Genomic DNA, 19137 nt, shown 5'->3' on the forward strand with positions numbered 1-19137 from the left:
CGGGGCTGAACACCGGCAGCGGCTCCACCAGGGCCGGGCCTAGCGAGCCTGCGGGACGGCCACCGGCTGGACATAACGGCTACCGTCGGGGCGGGTCAGCAACATGTAACCGTTGCCGTCCGGGCTCTCCGCAGCCCGGGCACGATGGATCTGATAGGGCATCGAACGGGGAAGGTACGTGGCGCCGCCCTCGCTGGACCCGTCGAAGGCGGCCTTCTGCGTGAACTGCGAGGCGTTGTTACCCGTCAGCCACTGAGGCGCTACGGGAGCCGTCGCCGCCGACACGTCCGCCACTTCGTTGCCTTCCACCGCCGGGGCGTGCTGCGCGACGTCCGTCGCGGCCGAGTGCCGGCCGGCGGGCTGCGACAACATCAGCGCGGCCACGGCCACGCTCGCGGCAATCGCGCCACCGGCGGACCAGTGGAGCCAGCGGCGGCGCGGCGCGGCCGACACGACCACCGACTCCGCGTCGATAGCCGCCATGACCCGGCTGGCGAAGTCGGGCGACACCGACGGCCGGTCCTCACCGCGAAGACCGTCACGTCCCGCGTGATAACGCGACCAGACGTCCGCCAGACCGGCATCGGCCTCGATGCGGCGCAACAGGAAGCGGAGTTCCTCCCGTGACAGCTCTCCGTCCATACCGGCGGAAAGAATTTCCCGATTGGCTTCACTCATGGGCTGTGATCCTCGCGGTCGGACAACAACGGCCGCAGTTTTTCGTCGATGGCTTCGCGAGCCCTGAAAATACGCGAACGGACAGTCCCGATGGGACAGTCCATGGCGGCGGCAATTTCCTCGTAGCTCTTGCCGTCCACCTCGCGCAGGGTGATCGCGACCCGAAGTTCTTCAGGCAAGGCTTGGACAGTAGAAAATACCGTTTGTTCCACCTGCTCACGCATGAGTTCGCGCTCGGGGGTGGCGCTTTCGTGCATGCGCGTGGCGCCCGGCACGTAAACCGCATCCTCGATGTCGATGTCTCCCGTGGGCGGGCGGCGTCCCATGGCTACCAGGTGATTTTTCGCCGTATTCACGGCGATCTTGTACAGCCACGTATAAAACGCGCTTTCGCCACGGAAGGAGGCCAGGGCGCGCCACGCACGCACGAAAGCTTCCTGGGCGATGTCCTCGCACTCGGTCCGGTCATGCACGTAGCGCGAGATCAGCGCAATCACCTTGTGCTGGTATTTTCGGACAAGCAGGTCGAAGGCGCGGCGGTCTCCTTGCTGCACACGTTCAACAAGTGCTTGATCCAGTTCGTTTTCGCCCATCCGGGCCGTCTCCTTAACTCTTTCGGGGCCGTCGCGGGCGCAGCTGAGACAAGCTCAGGGAGGGCAAGTTCATTCGCCCTTCCCCTCCCGTCGCATCCGGAAAATATGCGGACCGCTGGCTGAACCACAAGTTTGGTCCTCGCCTTTTGCTTCCGTCAGGCGGGAACCGCGGCCCTCGCGTCATGGATGATGCGCTCCCGCTCGCCCAGCAGCTTTTCGAAGCTGATCACCGGCAGCGGGCGGCAGAACAGATAGCCCTGCAATTCATCGCAGCCGTTGGCGCGCAGGAATTGCAGATGCTGTTCGATCTCGACGCCCTCGGCCACGACACCCCGCTTCAGGCGATGTGCCATGTCGATCGTGGCGCGCACGATGGCCTCGTCGTCGGGATCGACACCGATGTTGCGCACGAAGCTCTGGTCGATCTTGATCCGGTCCGCCGGCAGGCGCCGCAAATAATCGAGCGAGGCGGCGCCGGTACCGAAATCGTCGATGGCGATATGGCAGCCCATGGCATGCAGCGCATCGAGGGTCTCGACCAGATGCGGCACCGTCTTCACGCTGATGCTCTCGGTCACCTCGAGCTCCAGCAGGTGTGCGGGGAAGCCCGTATCGCGGAGGGCCGTGGCCACCACCTCGGCAAGGTTCGGCTGCATCAGCTGCACCGCGGACAGATTCACACCCAGACGCAGCTTGAGGCCGAACCGGTCCTCCCACGTCTTGGCCTGAGCGCACGCCGTTCGCAGGACCCATTCGCCGATCGGCACGATGAGGCCACTCGCCTCCGCCAGGGGAATGAAGAACGCCGGACTGATCATGCCCAGCTCGGGATGCTCCCAGCGGACGAGAGCCTCCATGCCGACGATGTCTTCGCTCGCCGCGGCCACCTGGGGCTGATAGAACACGCGAAGCTCGTTGTTACGGACGGCATGCCGAAGCCGCGATTTGAGCTCGGCGTTCTGCTGCTGCGAAGCATCCACGCTCGCCGCGTAAATCTGATAGTTGTTGCGGCCGAGGCTTTTCGCGCCGTACATGGCTTCATCGGCGTGACGCAGCAGCAACTCGCCTTCGGCGGCATCGTCGGGAAAAAACGAGATGCCGACCGACACGGTGACCTGCAGCTCCGAGCCGTCGTCCAGGGCAAGCGGCATCTCCATCGTCTGCACGACCTTCTCCGCGATGCGGAGCACGTCGTCGCGCTTGATGATGTGGCGCAGGATCATGGTGAACTCGTCGCCCGCGTACCGGGCCACGGTGTCGGACGCGCGGACGCTGGCACGCAGGCGGCGCGCGACGGCATTGAGCACCTGGTCGCCGACGGCATGACCGAGCGACTCGTTGATGCTCTTGAACCGGTCGAGGTCGACGAGCAACGTCGCGAACAGTTCACCCGTACGTTCCGCCTCACGGATGGTGGTCTCGAGGCGATCGTTGAACAGCAGACGGTTGGGCAATCCGGTCAGGGTGTCGATCAGGCCACGCACCCGGCCCTGCTCCCGTGCCCGGCGCAATTCCAGCGCCGACGCGAAACGCGCCGTCGCGGCGCGCAGCGCCTGAGCCAGTACACGGCCGTCACCGCCACTGCGACGACGCCCGGCAAGCATGGCACCCAGCACACTGCGCCGTTCATCCAGAAGGGGCAGCAGCGCGAACGCGGTGAGGCCGAGCGCCTCGATGAGCGGGTCGCTCAGCGCGGCCCCTTCGCCCTCGACCAGACGCGAGAGCGACTCGCCGCCCAGACATACCCGCAACAGCGGCAGATCGCCGGCCTCCGGCCAGGTCGCGGGCGAGGGACCGTTCCAGATCCGGGCGAGAATCTCAGGGCCGGCGTCGCTTTCGGGCAAGGCCGACCAGATCGCCACGACGTCCAGTTCGAGCGCGTCGGCCAGCATTGCAGCTGCTTCATTCATGCCTTCGTCGTCACTGGGACAACCTTCGAGCACGGCGAGCAGCGACAGGGCCCGCGCCGCCATATCGGTGGCGCGCAGGTCCCGGAAGCCCACGGCGATGCGGTGTTCGCCATGATCCTTGCGGTGACGCACGTCGATCTCGCCGGTGATCTCGACACCGTCGCGGCGGCGCAACGTACATGCGATGGCGTCGCCGTCCGGAAGCGGCCATGTGGCGTCATGGGCGAGGTCGAAGAGCTCCGCGAGGGTCCGCCCCTGCACCGGTCCGTCGCCCGCGCAGAGACGCTCCATGGCTTCTCCGGTCTCGACGATGCAGCCGTCCGGCGTGGAAGCGATCACCCACGCGGCACCCGCATCGAAGGCAAAGCGGTAGTCGCGGATGGGCGTGGCCGGCACGGCCGACGCCGTCGTTCCCTGGGTCGCCTGACGCACTCGCTGGGCCAGTTCGGTGGGAATGGCGCCTTCGCGTAGCCAGTCGACACCCCCCTCGGGTGCGACGCCCGGCATATCGTCGACGACGTATACCGCAGGCAGTGAAGCGTATGCCGGGGATGCGCGCAGGATGCGAAGGCCCTGGGCGATATCGGCACTGTCATTTTCCCCGACCACGATCACGTGCAACGGCGGCGCGTCGGCCATCAGGGTTTCGAGCTGGGCGGCATCGCGCGCACTGAGCAGCACGAAATCGCCGTCGAGGTCGAGGGCATCGAAGATGGCACGCCGCACATCGCGACGCGGGGTAAAGATGAGAACGCCAAGGGGCTCGGAAATGGTGGCCACGACGTCAGACGATCCAGCGGCCGTCGCGCAGGCGCGGCGCCGCCGTGCGGGAGCGCCAGTCGGCGTCGACCTGGACCACGTCGTCTTCGAAAGTCGCCAGCAGGCTCGCGCTGGCCCCGATCAGGACCACGCGCCGCACATGGCCGGTGCTGGTCCGCGCCAGCTGCCGCAGCAACGCACCGTCCGTCGCACTGGGCACGCCCGGCGGCATGTCCAGCAGGTACACCCCGAAGTGCAGGCTCTGCAGGATGTAGCGAAGTGCGTCGCCCAGTCGGAGGCAACCGGGAACGCGCATCTGCGCGTCGCGAAGGCTGACCAGACCCTCGGCATTCCGCCACAGATAAACCGCCTGCCCCGACCGGCGTGCGACCAGCCGGAACTGGTCGACCAGCGAGGCCAGATCGGGCGCTTGCAAGGCGACCAACGGGCCCGGTGCCGCGAGGATCCGGTCGAAGACGTCCGTGGCTGCTAGGGCATCGGGTGGCATGAGGCATCGCTGGATGAAGAGACGTTCAGTATCGATCCAATACAGGGGAGTCCGCCAGTCACCGACGTGAATTCGCCCACCATACGGGCGGGTATCTCGCATTCGGCCCGGCGGGAAGGTATGGTGATGCGCTCATTCGCCACCGCACGACGCCGCCATGTTCGAAGGACTCCGATTCAAGCACTGGAAGACCAGCGTGGGCGACGACGGCATCGTCGTCCTGACGTTCGACCGCGAGGGTTCCAGCGCCAACGCGCTGTCCCGCGAGGTCCTGGATGAACTGGACAAGCTCGTCGAGCGCCTCACCATCGAGGGCCCTCGCGGCGTGGTGATTCATTCCGCCAAGCCTTCCGGGTTCGCGGTAGGCGCCGATATCCGCGAATTCGTCGAGTACGCGCACACCGGCACGGTGCTCGAGAACATCGAGAACGGCCAGCGTGTCTTCGATAACCTCGCCCGCCTGCCGTGTCCGACGGTGGCCGCCATCCACGGCGCCTGCATGGGCGGCGGTACCGAACTGGCCCTCGCCTGCCGCCTGCGCATCGCCGCCGACGACGAGGCGACGAAGATCGGCCTGCCGGAAGTGATGCTCGGCATCCATCCGGGCTGGGGCGGATCGGCGCGCCTGCCACGTCTGATCGGTGCGCCCGATGCGCTGCCGGCCATGCTTACGGGCAAGCCGTTCAACGCCCGTCGCGCCAAAGCGGTCGGGCTGGTCGACCGCGTCGCCCGCCCGGACGAACTGCTCGCGGAAGCCAGACAGCTCGCACGCCGCCCCACACGGCGCCCGCTCGCGCAGCGCGCGAAGGCCTGGGCGACCAACACCCTGCCCGCACGCGCGATCCTGGCGCCGATGGTGCGCAAGCAGACGGCGGCCAAGGTACGTAAAGAACATTACCCGGCGCCGTTCGCGCTCATCGACGTCTGGGCACGCGGCGGGTCGAGCATCCAGCAACGACTCAGACTCGAAGCGAAGTCGGTGGCGAAGCTCGCCACCACGCCCACCGCGCGCAACCTCATCCGTATCTTCTTCCTGCAGGAACGCCTCAAGGGCCTCGGCGGCGGCACCGACCATGGCATCAAGCACGTGCATGTCGTCGGCGCCGGCACCATGGGTGGCGACATCGCCGCCTGGTCCGCACTGAAAGGGTTCGACGTGACGCTGCAGGACCGCGAGCTGCGCTTCGTCGAGCCGGCGATCGCGCGGGCCCGCACGCTGTTCGAGAAGAAGCTGAAAGCACCGGCCAAATTCGAAGCCGCCGTCGCGCGCCTGCGCGCCGACGTCGAGGGTAAGGGCGTCGCCGATGCCGACCTCGCGATCGAGGCGATCTTCGAGAACCCGGAAGCGAAGCACGCCCTGTACGCGACCATCGAGCCACAGTTCCAGTCGGACGAGATCCTCGCGAGCAATACGTCGTCGATCCCGCTCGATGAACTGCGCCAGGGCCTGAAGGCACCGCAGCGCTTCCTCGGGCTGCACTTCTTCAATCCCGTGGCGCAGATGCCGCTGGTCGAAGTCGTGCGCCACGACGCGCTCGATCCGGCGATCGAGAAGCGCGCGCTGGCCTTCTGCAAGGCCATCGGCAAGCTGCCGGTTCCGGTCAAGGGCACGCCCGGCTTCCTGGTCAACCGCATCCTCATGCCCTATCTGATGGAAGCGATGCGCCTCTACAACGAAGGCGTGCCCGGCCCGGTGCTCGACCGCGAGGCGAAGAAGTTCGGCATGCCGATGGGGCCGATCGAGCTGGCCGATACGGTCGGCCTCGACGTATGCGCCTCGGTGGGCAAGGAACTGGCACCCTTCCTCGGTCTGGAAATCCCGGCAGGCCTCGAGGAAAAGCTCGCCGCCAACAAACGCGGCAAGAAAGACGGCGAAGGCCTTTACGTCTGGAAGGAAGGCAAGCCGGACAAACCGGATGTCGATCCCGACTATGTGCCGCCGGCCGATATCCAGGACCGCATGATCCTGCCGATGGTCAACGAGGCCATCGCCTGCCTGGCCGAAGGCGTGGTGGACGATGCCGACCTCCTGGATGCCGGCGTGATCTTCGGCACCGGCTTTGCGCCGTTCCGGGGCGGCCCGATTCAGTACGTGCGCACCGAAGGCGTGGCGGCGATCCGCGAGCGCCTGGCGAAGCTCGAACAGAAGCACGGCGCGCGCTTCGCGAAGAAGGAAGGCTGGGATAACCCGGAGCTGTCGAGCCCGCCCGCATAACGGCGCGAGATCATCCTGGGGGGCGAGGGCCGCGCAAGCGGCCCGACTCACCCCCGAATCACCACATCAGATCGTCAGGCACGCCGTCATCCGCCTCGCTCACCGCGTTCGGATCCACCATCAACGCGATGAACTCCGGCGCGAGCTCGCGTAGCGCGTCAACGACGGCCTTGTCGACTACCAGGTAACGACCGCCCTGCTGGACGACACCCAGTTCGCCCGCGTTGATCGCGGTGAGCTGCGCGGCATCGACGTGCACGCGACGAATCTTTTCACCGTACGGGAAGTGACGCACCTGATCGGCGTCAGCCAGGTTGAGCGCTTTACCCTTGAGCAACTCTTCAACCTTGCGTTTCTTTTCCTTACGCAGGCGCGCCACTTCAGCGGCTTCAGCCTCCGCCTTGCGACGCTCGGCCGATTCCGTCTGCGCGCGAATGGCATAGGCCCTGGCCAGATCCATCTCGCCATCGGTGCGTGCCGGCTTCGCGCTCTGCGGCCGGCCAGCAGCCTGTCCGCGTCGTCCTTCCTGCGGACGGTTGTTTCCCGCGCCCTTACCGCCGCCGGCGCGGTCACCCTGAGGCCGGCCACCCTGCCCCTGCTTCGGCTTGCCACCATGACGCGGATTGTTGCCCGCGTAAGGCTGACCGCTCGCGCCACCCTGTTTCGGTGGCGGCGTGGACGCACGCTTTTCTTCGCGGACTTCCTTTACGAGGCCGCTCTTCAACAACTGGTCGCGCAGGGACTCTGCCATTCGGTAAGACTCGTTCCGTGTTTCAGTAATGCGGGGGCGGCGGTTCGTTCGCCGCGTCGCTGCCAACGCCGGTGCGCATGTTGACCAGATCCGAGCGAAGGTCGCGCACCGCGCGCTCCAGCCGGTCCAGTCGCCGGGCGATTTCCGTGTCGGCGGAAGAAAGTCCGTTCACCGTGTCGTCGATGAAGGAAAGACGCACCTCGAGCTCGGTCAGGCGATCGTCGTCGTGGTCAGCCACGGCGGCGTTCCGCGAGTCGGAATCTGGACATCGAGGCGTTCATGCGGCTCCAGGAAGCTCAGGCGAGCATGTGGTAACAGTCGATTGTAATCCGCCGGTGCCGCGGATCAAAGAAACCGGGCCAAAGAAAAAGGGCGCGGATTGCTCCGCGCCCTCGGGTGTCGCTTGTACGGCTGGGGCTTACTTGCCGCCCGCGCCCGGAGCCGGACCGGCGCCCGGACCCTGACCAGCAGGCGTCGGACCCGTCTTCAGCAGTTCGACGTCGAAGATGATCGTCGCGTTCGGCGGGAAGCCGTTCTCCGGCTTGGCGCCGTAAGCGATGTTCGACGGGATGAACAGCTTGTACTTGCCGCCGGTCTGCATCAGCTGCAGGCCTTCGCGGAAGCCCGGGATCACCGCGGCGAGCGGGATCTGGGCCGCACCCGGCGGCTGGTGGTCGGCCGAGGAGTCGAACTTCTCGCCGTTCACGAACGTACCGGTGTAGTTGATGCTGACCGTGTCGTTCGGGCCCGGACGCTGACCGGTACCGGCCTGGACGACCTGGTACTGCAGGCCGGAGGCCGTGACCTTCACGCCCGGAGCCGACTTGTTCTTCGCCAGGAAGGCGTCGCCTTCGGTCTTGTTCTGGGTCGCGACCTTGTTGTACTCAGCCTCGGCCTTGACCTTCAGCTGGGCCACGAAGGCCTCACGGACGGACTTGGCTTCCGCCTCCGACATGGTCGGCTTCTGGCCCGACAGGGCAGCCTGCAGAGCCTTGGCTACCGTGGCGGCATCCACTTCCTTCGCGACGAGCGGCGGAAGCGAGCTGGCAAGGTCCCAACCCACGACGTAGCTGGCCTTCTGCTTATCGACCGGTGCCGCGGAGGCAGCCGGCTTGGCGGCCTGGGCGGATGCGCCCGCAGCCGTACCCAGCGCAACCGCCAGGGCGACGGCCGTCATCGTGGGACGCAAAAAGTGCTTCATTGAATACTCCCTCTCTTGGAAAGATTCGGCGACGCCGCCGGTTTACACCTCCTTGTGGAGGCAGAATCGCCATTGTGCGGTGGTTCGCATCCTGCTTGCAATGACGGGTCGAAAGACAAGGTTTCACATGGAAAGTTCAGAAACCTTTCAAAAAACGGGACACGGGTCACTCATGGTGGTCTTGCCCGGGCTTGTCCAGGGTGTCGCGAAGGGCCGTCTGAAGCCGGGCGTGCACCTGCACCAGCACCCGCCAGAGCAGCCACGCCAGGCCGATGCCGACCAGTATCAGCACCCCCGCGACCTCCCGCGGCGGCAGGATCGTCGAGGCCAGCGCCGCGACCAGCAAGCCCATGATCAGCATGGACATCAAAGGAACGATGCGGGCCAGGATCGCCCGGATCCGGTAGGTCCGGCTGCCGAAGCGGTCGGGCACCGACAGTTCGGCCAGGAGCATGCCCAGCGCCTCGGCCTTGCGGTAGGTCGCCACGATCATCGGCAGCGAGACCAGCGCCGCCAGCGACCAGGCGAGAGTGCGCTGAACGGTCGCATCGGTGCTGACGATGTCCAGATGGAGGAAGCCCCGGCGATAAGCGAAGGCCGCCGCGATGAACACCGCGACCACCAGCGCCGTGTTGATGATCACGTGCCAGACCAGCCGGCGGATCATTTTCATCACGATGGCGCCCTGCCCCTGCAGGCCCAGGCTACCCATCCACTCCGTATAGGCGCCGAACACGCCGGTCACCCGTGACGGCAGCTTGCGCGCGAGGAAACTCGCCAGCGGATCGGACGCGCGCATCAGATAGGGCGTAAGGAACGTCGTGATGGCGGAGACCGCCACCGCGACGGGATAGAGGAAATTGCTCGTGACCTTGAGCGTGAGACCCAGCGAAGCGATGACGAAGGAGAATTCACCGATCTGCGCCAGCCCCATGCCGACCCGCAGCGAGGTGCGGCCATCGTTGCCGGCGACGAAGCTGCCGAAGCTGCACGTAATGACCTTACCCACGACGACCGCGATGGTGACGATGGTGATCGGCCACGCGTACTGCGCCAGCAGCGCCGGATCGATCAGCATGCCGATAGCGACGAAGAAGATCGCGCTGAACATGTCGCGCACCGGCATGATAATCCGCTCGACGCGCGCCACGCTGTCCGACTCGGCGACGATCGCGCCGATCATGAAAGCCCCCAGCGCCACGCTGTAGCCCATTTCGGTGACCAGCAGGCAGAAACCGAAGCAGATACCCAGCACGGCGACCAGCAGCACGTCGTTGCGACTGACCCGCGCGATGTAGTCGACGACGCGCGGTACCAGCAGCAGTCCGACCACCAGCGAGACGGCCATGAACAGACCGAGGCGACCGATCGCGGCGAAGGCCTGCCCCGCCTCGACGCCGCCGGTGCTGGCGATACCAGTGAGCAAGGCCATCAACACGATGGCGAGCAGATCCTCGACGATGAGGATCCCGAACATGAGTTGTGCGAAGCGCTCGCGTTTCAGCCCCAGGTCTTCGAGCGCCTTCATGATGATCGTCGTCGACGAGATCGAAAGCATCGCGCCCAGGAAGATCGAATCCATCGCCGACCAGCCGAAGAACCGGCCGATCTCGTAACCGATCCAGACCATCAGCACGATTTCGGAGAACGCGGCCACGAGCGCCGCTCCGCCGACCGCGCGCAGCTTCTTAAGACTGAACTCGAGACCGAGCGCGAACAGCAGCAGGATCATGCCCAGTTCGGACAGCGTTCGAATCGTCTGTTCGTCGTGGATGAAGATCACCGGCAGCGTGTGCGGCCCGATCAGCAAACCCGCGATGATGTAGCCAAGCACGACCGGCTGCCGGAGACGCTGGAAAATAACCGTCGTCAGTCCGGCGACGAGCATCACCGTGGCGAGATCCTGGATGAAAACGATGCCGTGCATGCTTGTCCCTGTGTGTGCGAACAGACAGGTTAACCCGTGTTTCGTGATCGAGGGACGCGGCAGCCAAAACAACGATCGATGCATGACACACGCAAGTGATTGCTGCACCTCGTCATTCTGAATTTGTCGAAAATAAATTCAAAAAAAGTGTAACGAATGCTTGACGAAGCGACGGGTCGGACGTAATCTTTGCGGCTTCCAGCAGGGGGCCATAGCTCAGCTGGGAGAGCGCCTGCATGGCATGCAGGAGGTCGCCGGTTCGATCCCGGCTGGCTCCACCAACTTCTAAGACGTCCCCATCGTCTAGAGGCCTAGGACATCACCCTTTCACGGTGGCGACCGGGGTTCGAATCCCCGTGGGGACGCCACTTTCTGGTCCGCCAGGAAGTGAATGGACGGAGAAGTTGGTAGTTGTTGGAAGAGTTGGAACGTAGTGTGGAGCGGTAGTTCAGTCGGTTAGAATGCTGGCCTGTCACGCCGGAGGTCGCGGGTTCGAGTCCCGTCCGCTCCGCCATTACTTCTAAAAGGAATCCGCCATCTGGCGGATTTTTTTTGCCTGCAATTTTTCCCCAAATGTAGGAGCGCGCCCCGCGCGCGACCGGTTCCGCCCCTCGATACATACACAACCTGATCTCGTCGCGAAAAGCTTTCGCGCGCGAGGCGCGCTCCTACGGAAGCGGGTCGTCGACACGCGCCAGCGTCCCGATCGAATGGCCCTGCTCGGCCAGGTATTCCAGCCAGCGGCTGAGAAACCCGTTCATCCTCAGGCGATGCTGAAACACCGTATGTGCCGCCGGAAACGGCCCCAGTACCTGCGACAGCTTACGACCGGGATGGCAATGCATCGCTTCGGCCACGTGGGCATCCGTGTACATGCGGAGCTGCGCGGACGGCGACGGCTGCCCGGTGACCTCGTCGACGAAGTCATAGGTCAGCTCGAGCTCCAGCGTGTACGGATGCTTTTCCTGCACGTCCAGCCGCACCTTCAGCCCATCGTCCACATCGGAAATGTACCGGCCGGGCGTCAGCCGCTGTGGCGCGAACAGGCGCGCCAGCCGGTGGTAGTTCTCCGCATACAGACCCATCAGGAACTCGAAGCGTCCCGGGATCAGCGGCGTTGGGCGGTCGATGACGGCGGTCATAACGTGGGCGGGTCTCCGTAAACCGTGGCTCGGTCAATACATGTGTCGCTCGATCCCCAGGTATTCGAAGATCTTGCTCGAGATTTCCTCGATCGAGGTGTGCGTCGTGTTGAGGACCGGGATGTTCTCCCGCCGCATCACCTTATCGGCCTGCTCCAGTTCCCAGCGGCATTGTTTCAACGTGGCGTAGCGGCTGCCGGGACGGCGCTGCTCGCGGATCTGCGCCAGGCGGACCGGGTCGATGGTGAGCCCGAAGAGCCGGCTGCGATAGGGGCGGAGGCGCGTCGGCAGTTCCAGCTTGTCGAGATCGTCGTCCGTGAGCGGATAATTGGCGGCACAGACGCCGTAATGCAAGGCCATGTAGAGGCAGGTCGGCGTCTTGCCGGACCGCGACACGCCCACGAGCACGACATCGGACTGGTTGTAGTCCACGTCCAGACCATCGTCGTGAGCCAGGGCGTAGTTGGTCGCCTCGATGCGAGCCTCGTAACGCTCGAAATCGACCAGACCATGGGAGCGATTCACCGCACCCGACTGCTTGGCCCCCAGTTCCGCCTCGAGCGGCTCGATGAAAGGCGCGAACACGTCAAGCATCAGCGCGCCGCTACCCGCCACGATGTCGCACAGTGCCCTCGAGGTCATCGTATTGACGACGATGGGGCGGTGTCCGTCCTGCGCGTATTTGGTCTTGATCCGGAGCGAGGCGGCTTCGGCCTTCTGCGCGTTGTCGATGAAGGGCAGCCGGTGGGTATCGAACTGCACCCCGTCGAACTGGGCGAGCATGCTGTTGCCGATGGTCTCGGCCGTAATGCCGGTGGAGTCGGAAATGAAGAAGACGGTACGCCGCATCGAACGGTTTCCTTGGGTTGGTTCCGTGACCGCCACCTTAAGACCAATACGTCTTCATAACCATCCACCCCGCATTATCACGGGCGATTTGTGCATCGCCGCTTGTCAGCCAGACCATACCACCGCGACAATGCGCCGATTTTTCCAGCGCGGCCCGCCGCCCAACCGATGTGAGGAACTTCCTTTGAGCGACCTGGTACTTTGGCTCGACGCGCTACGCATGACCGACCTCGGCAAGGTGGGTGGCAAGAACGCCTCCCTCGGCGAGATGATCGGCAACCTGGCGAAACTGGGTGTCTCCGTGCCGGGTGGCTTCGCCACCACGGCCGACGCCTTCCAGACCTACCTCGAAAAGAGCGGCCTCGCGAAGCGGATCCAGGAGCGCCTGGCCACGCTCGACGTGGACGATGTGGATGAACTGACTCGCGGCGGCAAGGAAATCCGTGGCTGGATCGTCGACACCGCCCTGCCCGCCGACCTCGAGCAGGCCATCCGCGACGCTTACATCAAGCTCTGCAAGGATGCCGGCGCCGACGACATCGCCGTGGCCGTGCGTTCCTCCGCCACGGCCGAGGATCTCCCCGACGCCTCGTTCGCCGGCCAGCAGGAAACCTTCCTCAACGTGGTCGGCATCGACGACGTACTGCATAAGGTCAAGGAAGTCTTCGCCTCCCTGTACAACGACCGGGCCATCGCCTATCGCGTGCACCAGGGCTTCAAGCACGAGGACGTCTTCCTGTCCGCCGGCGTGCAGCTGATGATCCGCTCGGATGTCGGTGCGTCGGGCGTACTGTTCACGCTCGACACCGAATCCGGCTTCCGTGACGTCGTCTTCGTCACCGGCTCGTACGGTCTGGGCGAGATGGTGGTCCAGGGTGCGGTGAACCCGGATGAGTTCTACGTTTTCAAGCCCACGCTCAAGGAAGGCAAGCCTGCCGTCCTGCGCCGCAGCCTGGGCGCCAAGCAGCAGCGCATGGTTTATTCCGATGAGCCCGGCGAGCGCGTGCGCATCGAAGAAACCCCGGCCGAGCTGCGTCATCGGTTCTGCCTTGACGATGCCGACGTCGAGGAGCTCTCGCGCCAGGCCCTCGTCATCGAAAAGCACTACGGCCGCCCGATGGACATCGAGTGGGCGAAGGACGGCAACACCGGCAAGCTTTACGTCGTGCAGGCCCGCCCCGAGACCGTGAAGTCGCGCTCGCACGCGACCACGCTCGAGCGTTTCCAGCTCAACGAGAAGAGCAAGGTCCTGACCGAAGGCCGCGCCATCGGTCAGAAGATCGGTTCGGGCAAGGCTCGCGTCATCCGGTCGCTGGCCGATATGAACAAGGTGCAGCCCGGTGACGTGCTGGTGGCCGACATGACCGACCCCGACTGGGAGCCGGTGATGAAGCGTGCCGCGGCCATCGTCACCAACCGCGGCGGTCGTACCTGCCATGCGGCGATCATCGCCCGCGAGCTGGGCGTGCCCGCGGTGGTCGGTTGCGGCAATGCGCTGGAGTCGATCCCGGATGGCGCGGAAGTCACCGTCTCCTGCGCCGAAGGCGATACCGGCACGATCTACGAAGGCCTGCTGAAGTTCGACCGCATCACCGCCGACCTCGGCGCGATGCCGGAGGCCCCGCTCAAGATCATGATGAACGTGGCCAACCCCGAGCGCGCCTTCGACTTCGGCATGCTGCCGAACGCGGGTATCGGTCTGGCCCGCCTCGAAATGATCATCGCCAGCCACATCGGCGTGCATCCCAGGGCGCTGCTGGAGTACGGCAAGCAGGATGCCGAGACCCGGGCCCGGATCGACGCGCGCATCGCCGGCTACAAGGATCCGGTCTCCTTCTATGTCGACCGCCTCGCCGAAGGCATCTCGACGATCGCCGCCTCCGTCTACCCGAAGCCGGTGATCGTGCGCCTGTCCGACTTCAAGTCGAACGAGTACGCGGGTCTGCTCGGCGGTTCGCGCTACGAGCCGCATGAAGAAAACCCGATGATCGGCTATCGCGGCGCCAGCCGCTATGTTTCGCCGGACTTCGCCGAATCGTTCGCGCTGGAGTGCAAGGCCGCCAAGTACGTGCGCGAGGTCATGGGCCTGACCAACGTCTGGGTCATGATTCCGTTCGTCCGCACGCTGGACGAAGGCCGCAAGGTCATCGAGGTACTGCGCAAGAACGGCCTGGTCCAGGGCGAGCACGACCTGAAGGTCATCATGATGTGCGAGGTCCCTTCCAACGCCCTGCTGGCGGACGAGTTCCTCGACATCTTTGACGGCTTCTCGATCGGCTCGAACGACCTCACCCAGCTGACCCTCGGCCTCGACCGCGACTCAAGCATCGTCGCCAACCTGTTCGACGAGCGCGACCCGGCGGTGAAGAAGCTGCTGGCCATGGCGATCAAGACCGCGAAGGCCAAGGGCAAGTACATCGGCATCTGCGGCCAGGGCCCGTCGGATCATCCGGACCTTGCCGAGTGGCTGATGGAACAGGGCATCGAGTCGGTGTCGTTGAATCCGGATACCGTGGTCGATACGTGGCTACGTCTGGCCAGGAAGAAGGCCGGCTGATGGATCGGCTCTTTCCTTAGTCCGGAAAGAGCATCGCCAGCAGGCTTGGCTCCCACCCGGCGATCACACCCCGGTGGGAGCCGTACCTGTTGACGATTACAGGTGCACCGTCACGCCCGCCACCCGATACCGCTCCACCACTGCCGGATCCGTATCCGCCGCCACCACCAGATGCGAGACGCCGCTGATCGGCGCCGTGTGATGTGTCGCCGAGGCCACCAGCTTGTCCGGGGTGGCGATCGCCACCGTCTCACCACTCGCCTCGATGATCGCCTGCTTGAAGACGGTTTCTTCCTCGTCGTACGTCCATAAGCCGCGTTGCGGATCGATGGCGCAGACGCCCGGGAAACACAGATCGGCGCGAATATCCTGCGCCTGTCGCACCGTACGTGAGCCGATCGCGCCACCGATGGCCGGATCGAGTTTGCCGCCGAGCAGGATCACGTCGAAACCGGGTCGTCCCAGCACCGCGAGGGCGACGTCGGGGGCGTTGGTCACCACGGTCAGGTCATGGTGCTCCGGCAGCATCCTCGCCAGAACCGTGTTGGTCGAGCCCGCGTCGATGAAAAGAATCTGGCCGCTACCGACCAGACCGATCGCGGTACGTGCAAGCGCCCGCTTCAGTTCCGTGCGCTCCGCATGGCGCTCGCCCAGCGGCGGAATGCTCACCGCCAGTAACGCGCCACCGTAAACGCGCCGACACAGACCCTGCCCCGCCAGATCGCGCAGATCACGCCGGATGGAGTCTTCCGACACCCGGAATTCCTGCGCGAGTTCCGCCGCCACGACTTTCCCGTCGCGTCGCAGACGCTCGAGGATCAGCTGCTGACGCTCGCGAGGCAGCGTAATGTCGACCGACGCATTCATGCCGACAGGAAACCCAGGGCAATCAGTTCGTCGCGCAACTGACGCGGCGTGTGGAAATGGATGCCATGAATGCCCAGGGCGTCGGCGGCGTCGACATTGGCCTTGTTGTCATCGATGAAGACGGCCGTCGCCGGATCGATGTCATATCGCTCGAGCAGTGTCTGGTAAAGCCTGGGGTCGGGCTTGATCATGCCCTCTTCGCCCGACACGACGATGCCGTCGAACAGGCCCAGGAAATCGAAGCGTTCCCGCGCGAACGGAAAGGTCTCGTGCGACCAGTTGGTCAGGCCATACAGCGGATGACCCGCCTCTTTCAGCTCACGCAGGATGTGCAGGCTGTCGTCGATGGCGCCGCCCAGGGTTTCTTCCCAGCGGTGCTGATAGGCGGCGATCAGTTCGGCCTTGGTGGGATGCTCATCGGTAAGAAGGCGAACCGCCTCATCCCATGAACGACCCGCGTCCTGTCGCAGGTTCCATTCCGGCGTGGTGACTTCGGCAAGGAAGGTTTCCATCGCCTGTTCATCGTCACCGAACAGCTTGCGATAGAGGTAGCGCGGGTTCCAGTCGATCAGGACACCGCCGAAATCGAAGATCACGACATCGCGTTTCTTATGCATGGAAAACTCCGTTCAACGGCGCACGATGGAGGCGCAAAGGGAAACCACGACGAGCAGACTGGCGACCCCCGCCAGGGCGATCGAAAGGCTGCTGGCGTGGGCGACGAAACCGATGACCGCGGGCCCGGCCAGCATCCCCGCATACCCCAGCGAGGTGACCGTGGCGATGGCGATACCCGGCGAGGTGTTCTTCTGCCGCCCCGCCGCGCTGAACAGGACAGGCACGATGTTCGACGCGCCGATACCGACCAGGACGAAACCCAGCAAGGCGACGGGGCCCCAGGGCAACAGCGTGGCAAGGAAGAAGCCGGCCGCGGCGATCAGGCTGCCCATCCGCACGATGGTGGTCGCTCCCAGCGAGGCCGTGATGCGATCGCCCAGCAGGCGCCCGATCGCCATGGCGACGGAGAACGCCGCGTACCCCAGGCCAGCCACGGAAGGATCGAAACCACGCGAGAAGCGCAGGAATACCGCACTCCAGTCGAGCATCGCACCTTCCGCAAGGAAGACGACCATGCACAGGAAGCCAAGCAGGAAGACGGCGCCACTCGGCATACGGAAGCCCGCATGCACGTCGCCCGAGCCATCGTCGTGCCGGACAAGGAAGTGTCGCCACTGGGTACCCACGATGAGCAGCATCAGCACGGAGACCGCGATGGCACTGCCGGTCAATGGCGCACCGAACCGAAGCAAGGCCGCCATACCGGCGGAGCCGGCCAGACCTCCGACGCTGAAAAGCCCGTGGAAGCCCGACATCATCGGCCTGCCCTGCTGCTTCTCGACGTCGACCGCATGCGCATTCATGGCGACGTCGACCACACCGAGGGATGCACCGAAAAACAGGAGCGCCGCGCCAAGCCACCAGACATTCGGCGCGAGGGTCAGCAAGGGCAAGGCGAGGCAGACGAGAAGCCCGCTCACGCCGATCACATCGCGGTGGCCGAAGCGATGGCTGAAGAAACCGGCCAGTGGCATCGCAGCTGTCGCTCCGCACCCCATGCACAAGAGAACGAGGCCCAGCGTGGCATCGTCCAGACCCAGACGAGCCTTGGCGTAGGGCACCATCGGTGCCCAGCTGGCCATACCGATGCCGGATAACAGGAAGATCAATCGGGTAGCGCGTACAGGCTTCATGCAAATTCCGGGGACGAGGAATGCGCATCAATGTATTCAATCATGCATAAACGTGCAATAGAGCGCACCCCTCTTGCACCGGTTGCCCGACCTATGTACAAATGTACACATGTCGACACCTACCCTCACAGAGCGTCAGCAAAAGACCCTCGCATTTCTGCAGGAATACCTGCAGACGCAAGGCCTGCCGCCCACGCTGCGCGAAATCGCCGATGCCCTGGGCTTCCCCAGCCACAGCTCCGCACAGGCCTGCGTCGAGTCGCTGGTCCGCAAGGGCGTGCTGGAACGTTCCCCGCAGCATCGTGGTCTGCGCCTTTCGGCCGGCAACGCCGCCATCATGCGTACCGCCGCCGCTAACGACCTCCCGCTGATCGGTCGCGTGGCCGCCGGCTCGCCCATCCTGGCCGAGGAAAACATCGAGTCGCAGCTCGAGGTCGATCCTTCCCTGTTTCGTCCGCGCGCCGATTACCTGCTGCGCGTGGTGGGTCTGAGCATGCGCGACGCCGGCATCCTCGACGGCGACCTGCTCGCCGTCCACAAGACCGCCACCGCCACCGATGGCCAGATCGTGGTCGCCCGGCTGGACGACGAAGTCACCGTCAAACGCCTCAGGCACGAGCGCGGCCGGCTTCTGCTGCTGCCCGAAAACCCCGACTTCAGCCCGATCGAAGTCGATCCCCGTCGCCATGCGTTCGCCATCGAAGGGCGTTACGTCGGCATCATCCGCAGGACCTGACCATGAACGCCATCGCCACTCCGACCCTCGCCCAGGTGCTCGACCATCCCGGTATCTGGCGCCGTTCCGCTGACCGTCAGCCGCGCGTACGTGCGCTGTCCACCGGCTGGACCTCCCTGGACCAGAAACTGCCCGGCGGGGGCTGGCCGCAAGGCGCGCTGAGCGAAATCCTGTTCGAACACGATGGGCTGGGCGAGCTCGACCTGGTGATGCCCGCGCTTGCCGCGCTCACCCAGGAACACCGTCGCGTGATCTTCGTCGCACCGCCCTACCTGCCTTATGCGCCCGCGCTGGCGGCGGCCGGTGTCGACCTGCGCTTCCTGCACGAAATCCATGCCGGCAGCACCGAGGCCGCATGGAGCATGGAGCAGTGCCTGCGTTCCGGCTGCTGCGGCGCCGTGGTCGGCTGGTTGCCCGACATCGATTACCGCAGCCTGCGTCGCCTGCAGCTGGCCGCCGAAAGCGGCGACGCCTGCGCCATGATCTTCCGCCCGGCCGGGCACGCCGAGCAGAACAGCCCGGCGGCACTACGCCTCAAGGTCAGCAACAGCGACGAGGCCACCTATGTGGATGTCCTCAAGTCGCGAGGACTGCTGACCACCACCGCTCCGCTGCTGCGCATGCGGGCCTGATGGAAACCGTCATGACGCCGCTTCCCGCTCGCCGTCATGACGGACGCTCCGTCGTCGCTTC

17 protein-coding genes and 3 tRNA genes are annotated in these 19137 nt (G+C 65.1%); 7 read left to right on the forward strand and 13 right to left on the reverse strand.

Going from position 1 to position 19137, the window contains the following annotated elements; genetic code table 11:
- Positions 1-39: 39 nt before the first annotated feature.
- The 4 genes from J2X57_RS03065 to J2X57_RS03080 all read right to left on the reverse strand — a co-directional run bounded on the left by J2X57_RS03065 (position 40) and on the right by J2X57_RS03080 (position 4448).
- A complete protein-coding gene (locus J2X57_RS03065; protein WP_036113801.1) occupies positions 40-678 on the reverse strand; it encodes a sigma-E factor negative regulatory protein in 639 nt (212 codons plus the stop codon).
- Positions 675-1271 (reverse strand): RNA polymerase sigma factor RpoE, encoded by a 597-nt coding sequence (gene rpoE / locus J2X57_RS03070; RefSeq protein ID WP_036113803.1) that lies wholly within the window; start codon positions 1269-1271, stop codon positions 675-677. Before rpoE ends, J2X57_RS03065 begins: the two co-directional genes overlap by 4 nt.
- 155 nt (positions 1272-1426) lie before the next feature.
- The gene (locus tag J2X57_RS03075) at positions 1427-3961 is read right to left on the reverse strand and encodes a bifunctional diguanylate cyclase/phosphodiesterase (RefSeq protein WP_239709008.1); all 2535 of its coding nucleotides are present in this window, start codon (positions 3959-3961) and stop codon (positions 1427-1429) included.
- Between the two features lie 4 nt (positions 3962-3965).
- Positions 3966-4448, reverse strand: coding sequence for a hypothetical protein (locus tag J2X57_RS03080; RefSeq protein WP_036113804.1), 483 nt, complete (start codon positions 4446-4448; stop codon positions 3966-3968).
- Between the two features lie 157 nt (positions 4449-4605).
- Here J2X57_RS03080 and J2X57_RS03085 point away from each other — a divergent pair, with 157 nt between their 5' ends.
- Positions 4606-6663, forward strand: coding sequence for a 3-hydroxyacyl-CoA dehydrogenase NAD-binding domain-containing protein (locus J2X57_RS03085; protein WP_036113806.1), 2058 nt, complete (start codon positions 4606-4608; stop codon positions 6661-6663).
- Positions 6664-6721: 58 nt separating this feature from the next.
- Here J2X57_RS03085 and J2X57_RS03090 read toward each other — a convergent pair whose 3' ends face one another.
- The 4 genes from J2X57_RS03090 to J2X57_RS03105 all read right to left on the reverse strand — a co-directional run bounded on the left by J2X57_RS03090 (position 6722) and on the right by J2X57_RS03105 (position 10542).
- Positions 6722-7414: a DUF2058 family protein gene (locus tag J2X57_RS03090; RefSeq protein ID WP_309863652.1), complete on the reverse strand. Its 693-nt coding sequence runs from the start codon at positions 7412-7414 to the stop codon at positions 6722-6724.
- A 22-nt stretch (positions 7415-7436) separates the two neighbouring features.
- Entirely contained in the window at positions 7437-7652 is a 216-nt protein-coding gene (locus J2X57_RS03095) for a SlyX family protein (protein WP_036113814.1), read from the reverse strand.
- A 180-nt stretch (positions 7653-7832) separates the two neighbouring features.
- Entirely contained in the window at positions 7833-8615 is a 783-nt protein-coding gene (locus J2X57_RS03100) for an FKBP-type peptidyl-prolyl cis-trans isomerase (RefSeq protein WP_079521441.1), read from the reverse strand.
- Between the two features lie 166 nt (positions 8616-8781).
- Entirely contained in the window at positions 8782-10542 is a 1761-nt protein-coding gene (locus tag J2X57_RS03105) for a cation:proton antiporter (protein WP_309863658.1), read from the reverse strand.
- A 205-nt stretch (positions 10543-10747) separates the two neighbouring features.
- Between J2X57_RS03105 and J2X57_RS03110 the strand changes: the two genes are divergently transcribed.
- From J2X57_RS03110 to J2X57_RS03120, 3 genes are all read left to right on the forward strand, one after another.
- Positions 10748-10823: transfer RNA gene (locus J2X57_RS03110), tRNA-Ala, on the forward strand.
- 11 nt (positions 10824-10834) lie between these two features.
- A tRNA-Glu gene (locus J2X57_RS03115) sits at positions 10835-10910 on the forward strand.
- Positions 10911-10979: 69 nt separating this feature from the next.
- Positions 10980-11056: transfer RNA gene (locus J2X57_RS03120), tRNA-Asp, on the forward strand.
- Positions 11057-11210: 154 nt separating this feature from the next.
- Here J2X57_RS03120 and J2X57_RS03125 read toward each other — a convergent pair.
- Both J2X57_RS03125 and J2X57_RS03130 read right to left on the reverse strand, forming a co-directional pair.
- Entirely contained in the window at positions 11211-11684 is a 474-nt protein-coding gene (locus J2X57_RS03125; RefSeq protein WP_043693527.1) for a DUF1249 domain-containing protein, read from the reverse strand.
- A gap of 33 nt (positions 11685-11717) precedes the next feature.
- Entirely contained in the window at positions 11718-12533 is an 816-nt protein-coding gene (locus tag J2X57_RS03130; protein WP_036113827.1) for a pyruvate, water dikinase regulatory protein, read from the reverse strand.
- Between the two features lie 184 nt (positions 12534-12717).
- Here J2X57_RS03130 and ppsA point away from each other — a divergent pair, with 184 nt between their 5' ends.
- A complete protein-coding gene (ppsA, locus tag J2X57_RS03135) occupies positions 12718-15090 on the forward strand; it encodes a phosphoenolpyruvate synthase (RefSeq protein ID WP_036113831.1) in 2373 nt (790 codons plus the stop codon).
- Between the two features lie 96 nt (positions 15091-15186).
- On the opposite strand, the gene J2X57_RS03140 is transcribed toward ppsA, so the two are convergent.
- From J2X57_RS03140 to J2X57_RS03150, 3 genes are read right to left on the reverse strand one after another with little or no spacing between them, the layout of a single operon-like run.
- A complete protein-coding gene (locus J2X57_RS03140) occupies positions 15187-15957 on the reverse strand; it encodes a DeoR/GlpR family DNA-binding transcription regulator (protein ID WP_036113833.1) in 771 nt (256 codons plus the stop codon).
- Positions 15954-16574 carry an HAD family phosphatase gene (locus J2X57_RS03145; protein WP_036113836.1) on the reverse strand — a complete coding sequence of 207 codons (621 nt, stop codon included), beginning with the start codon at positions 16572-16574 and terminating at the stop codon, positions 15954-15956. The genes J2X57_RS03140 and J2X57_RS03145 overlap by 4 nt, the downstream gene beginning before the upstream one ends.
- 12 nt (positions 16575-16586) lie before the next feature.
- Positions 16587-17708, reverse strand: a complete 1122-nt coding sequence (locus J2X57_RS03150) for an MFS transporter (protein ID WP_036113839.1) — start codon at positions 17706-17708, stop codon at positions 16587-16589.
- 109 nt (positions 17709-17817) lie between these two features.
- Between J2X57_RS03150 and lexA the strand changes: the two genes are divergently transcribed.
- Both lexA and imuA read left to right on the forward strand, forming a co-directional pair.
- Positions 17818-18444: a transcriptional repressor LexA gene (gene lexA, locus J2X57_RS03155; protein ID WP_036113842.1), complete on the forward strand. Its 627-nt coding sequence runs from the start codon at positions 17818-17820 to the stop codon at positions 18442-18444.
- 2 nt (positions 18445-18446) lie between these two features.
- The gene (imuA, locus tag J2X57_RS03160) at positions 18447-19076 is read left to right on the forward strand and encodes a translesion DNA synthesis-associated protein ImuA (RefSeq protein ID WP_036113845.1); all 630 of its coding nucleotides are present in this window, start codon (positions 18447-18449) and stop codon (positions 19074-19076) included.
- Positions 19077-19137 lie beyond the last annotated feature (61 nt).

The organism is Luteibacter sp. 1214 (assembly GCF_031455395.1).
GTDB lineage: Bacteria > Pseudomonadota > Gammaproteobacteria > Xanthomonadales > Rhodanobacteraceae > Luteibacter > Luteibacter mycovicinus.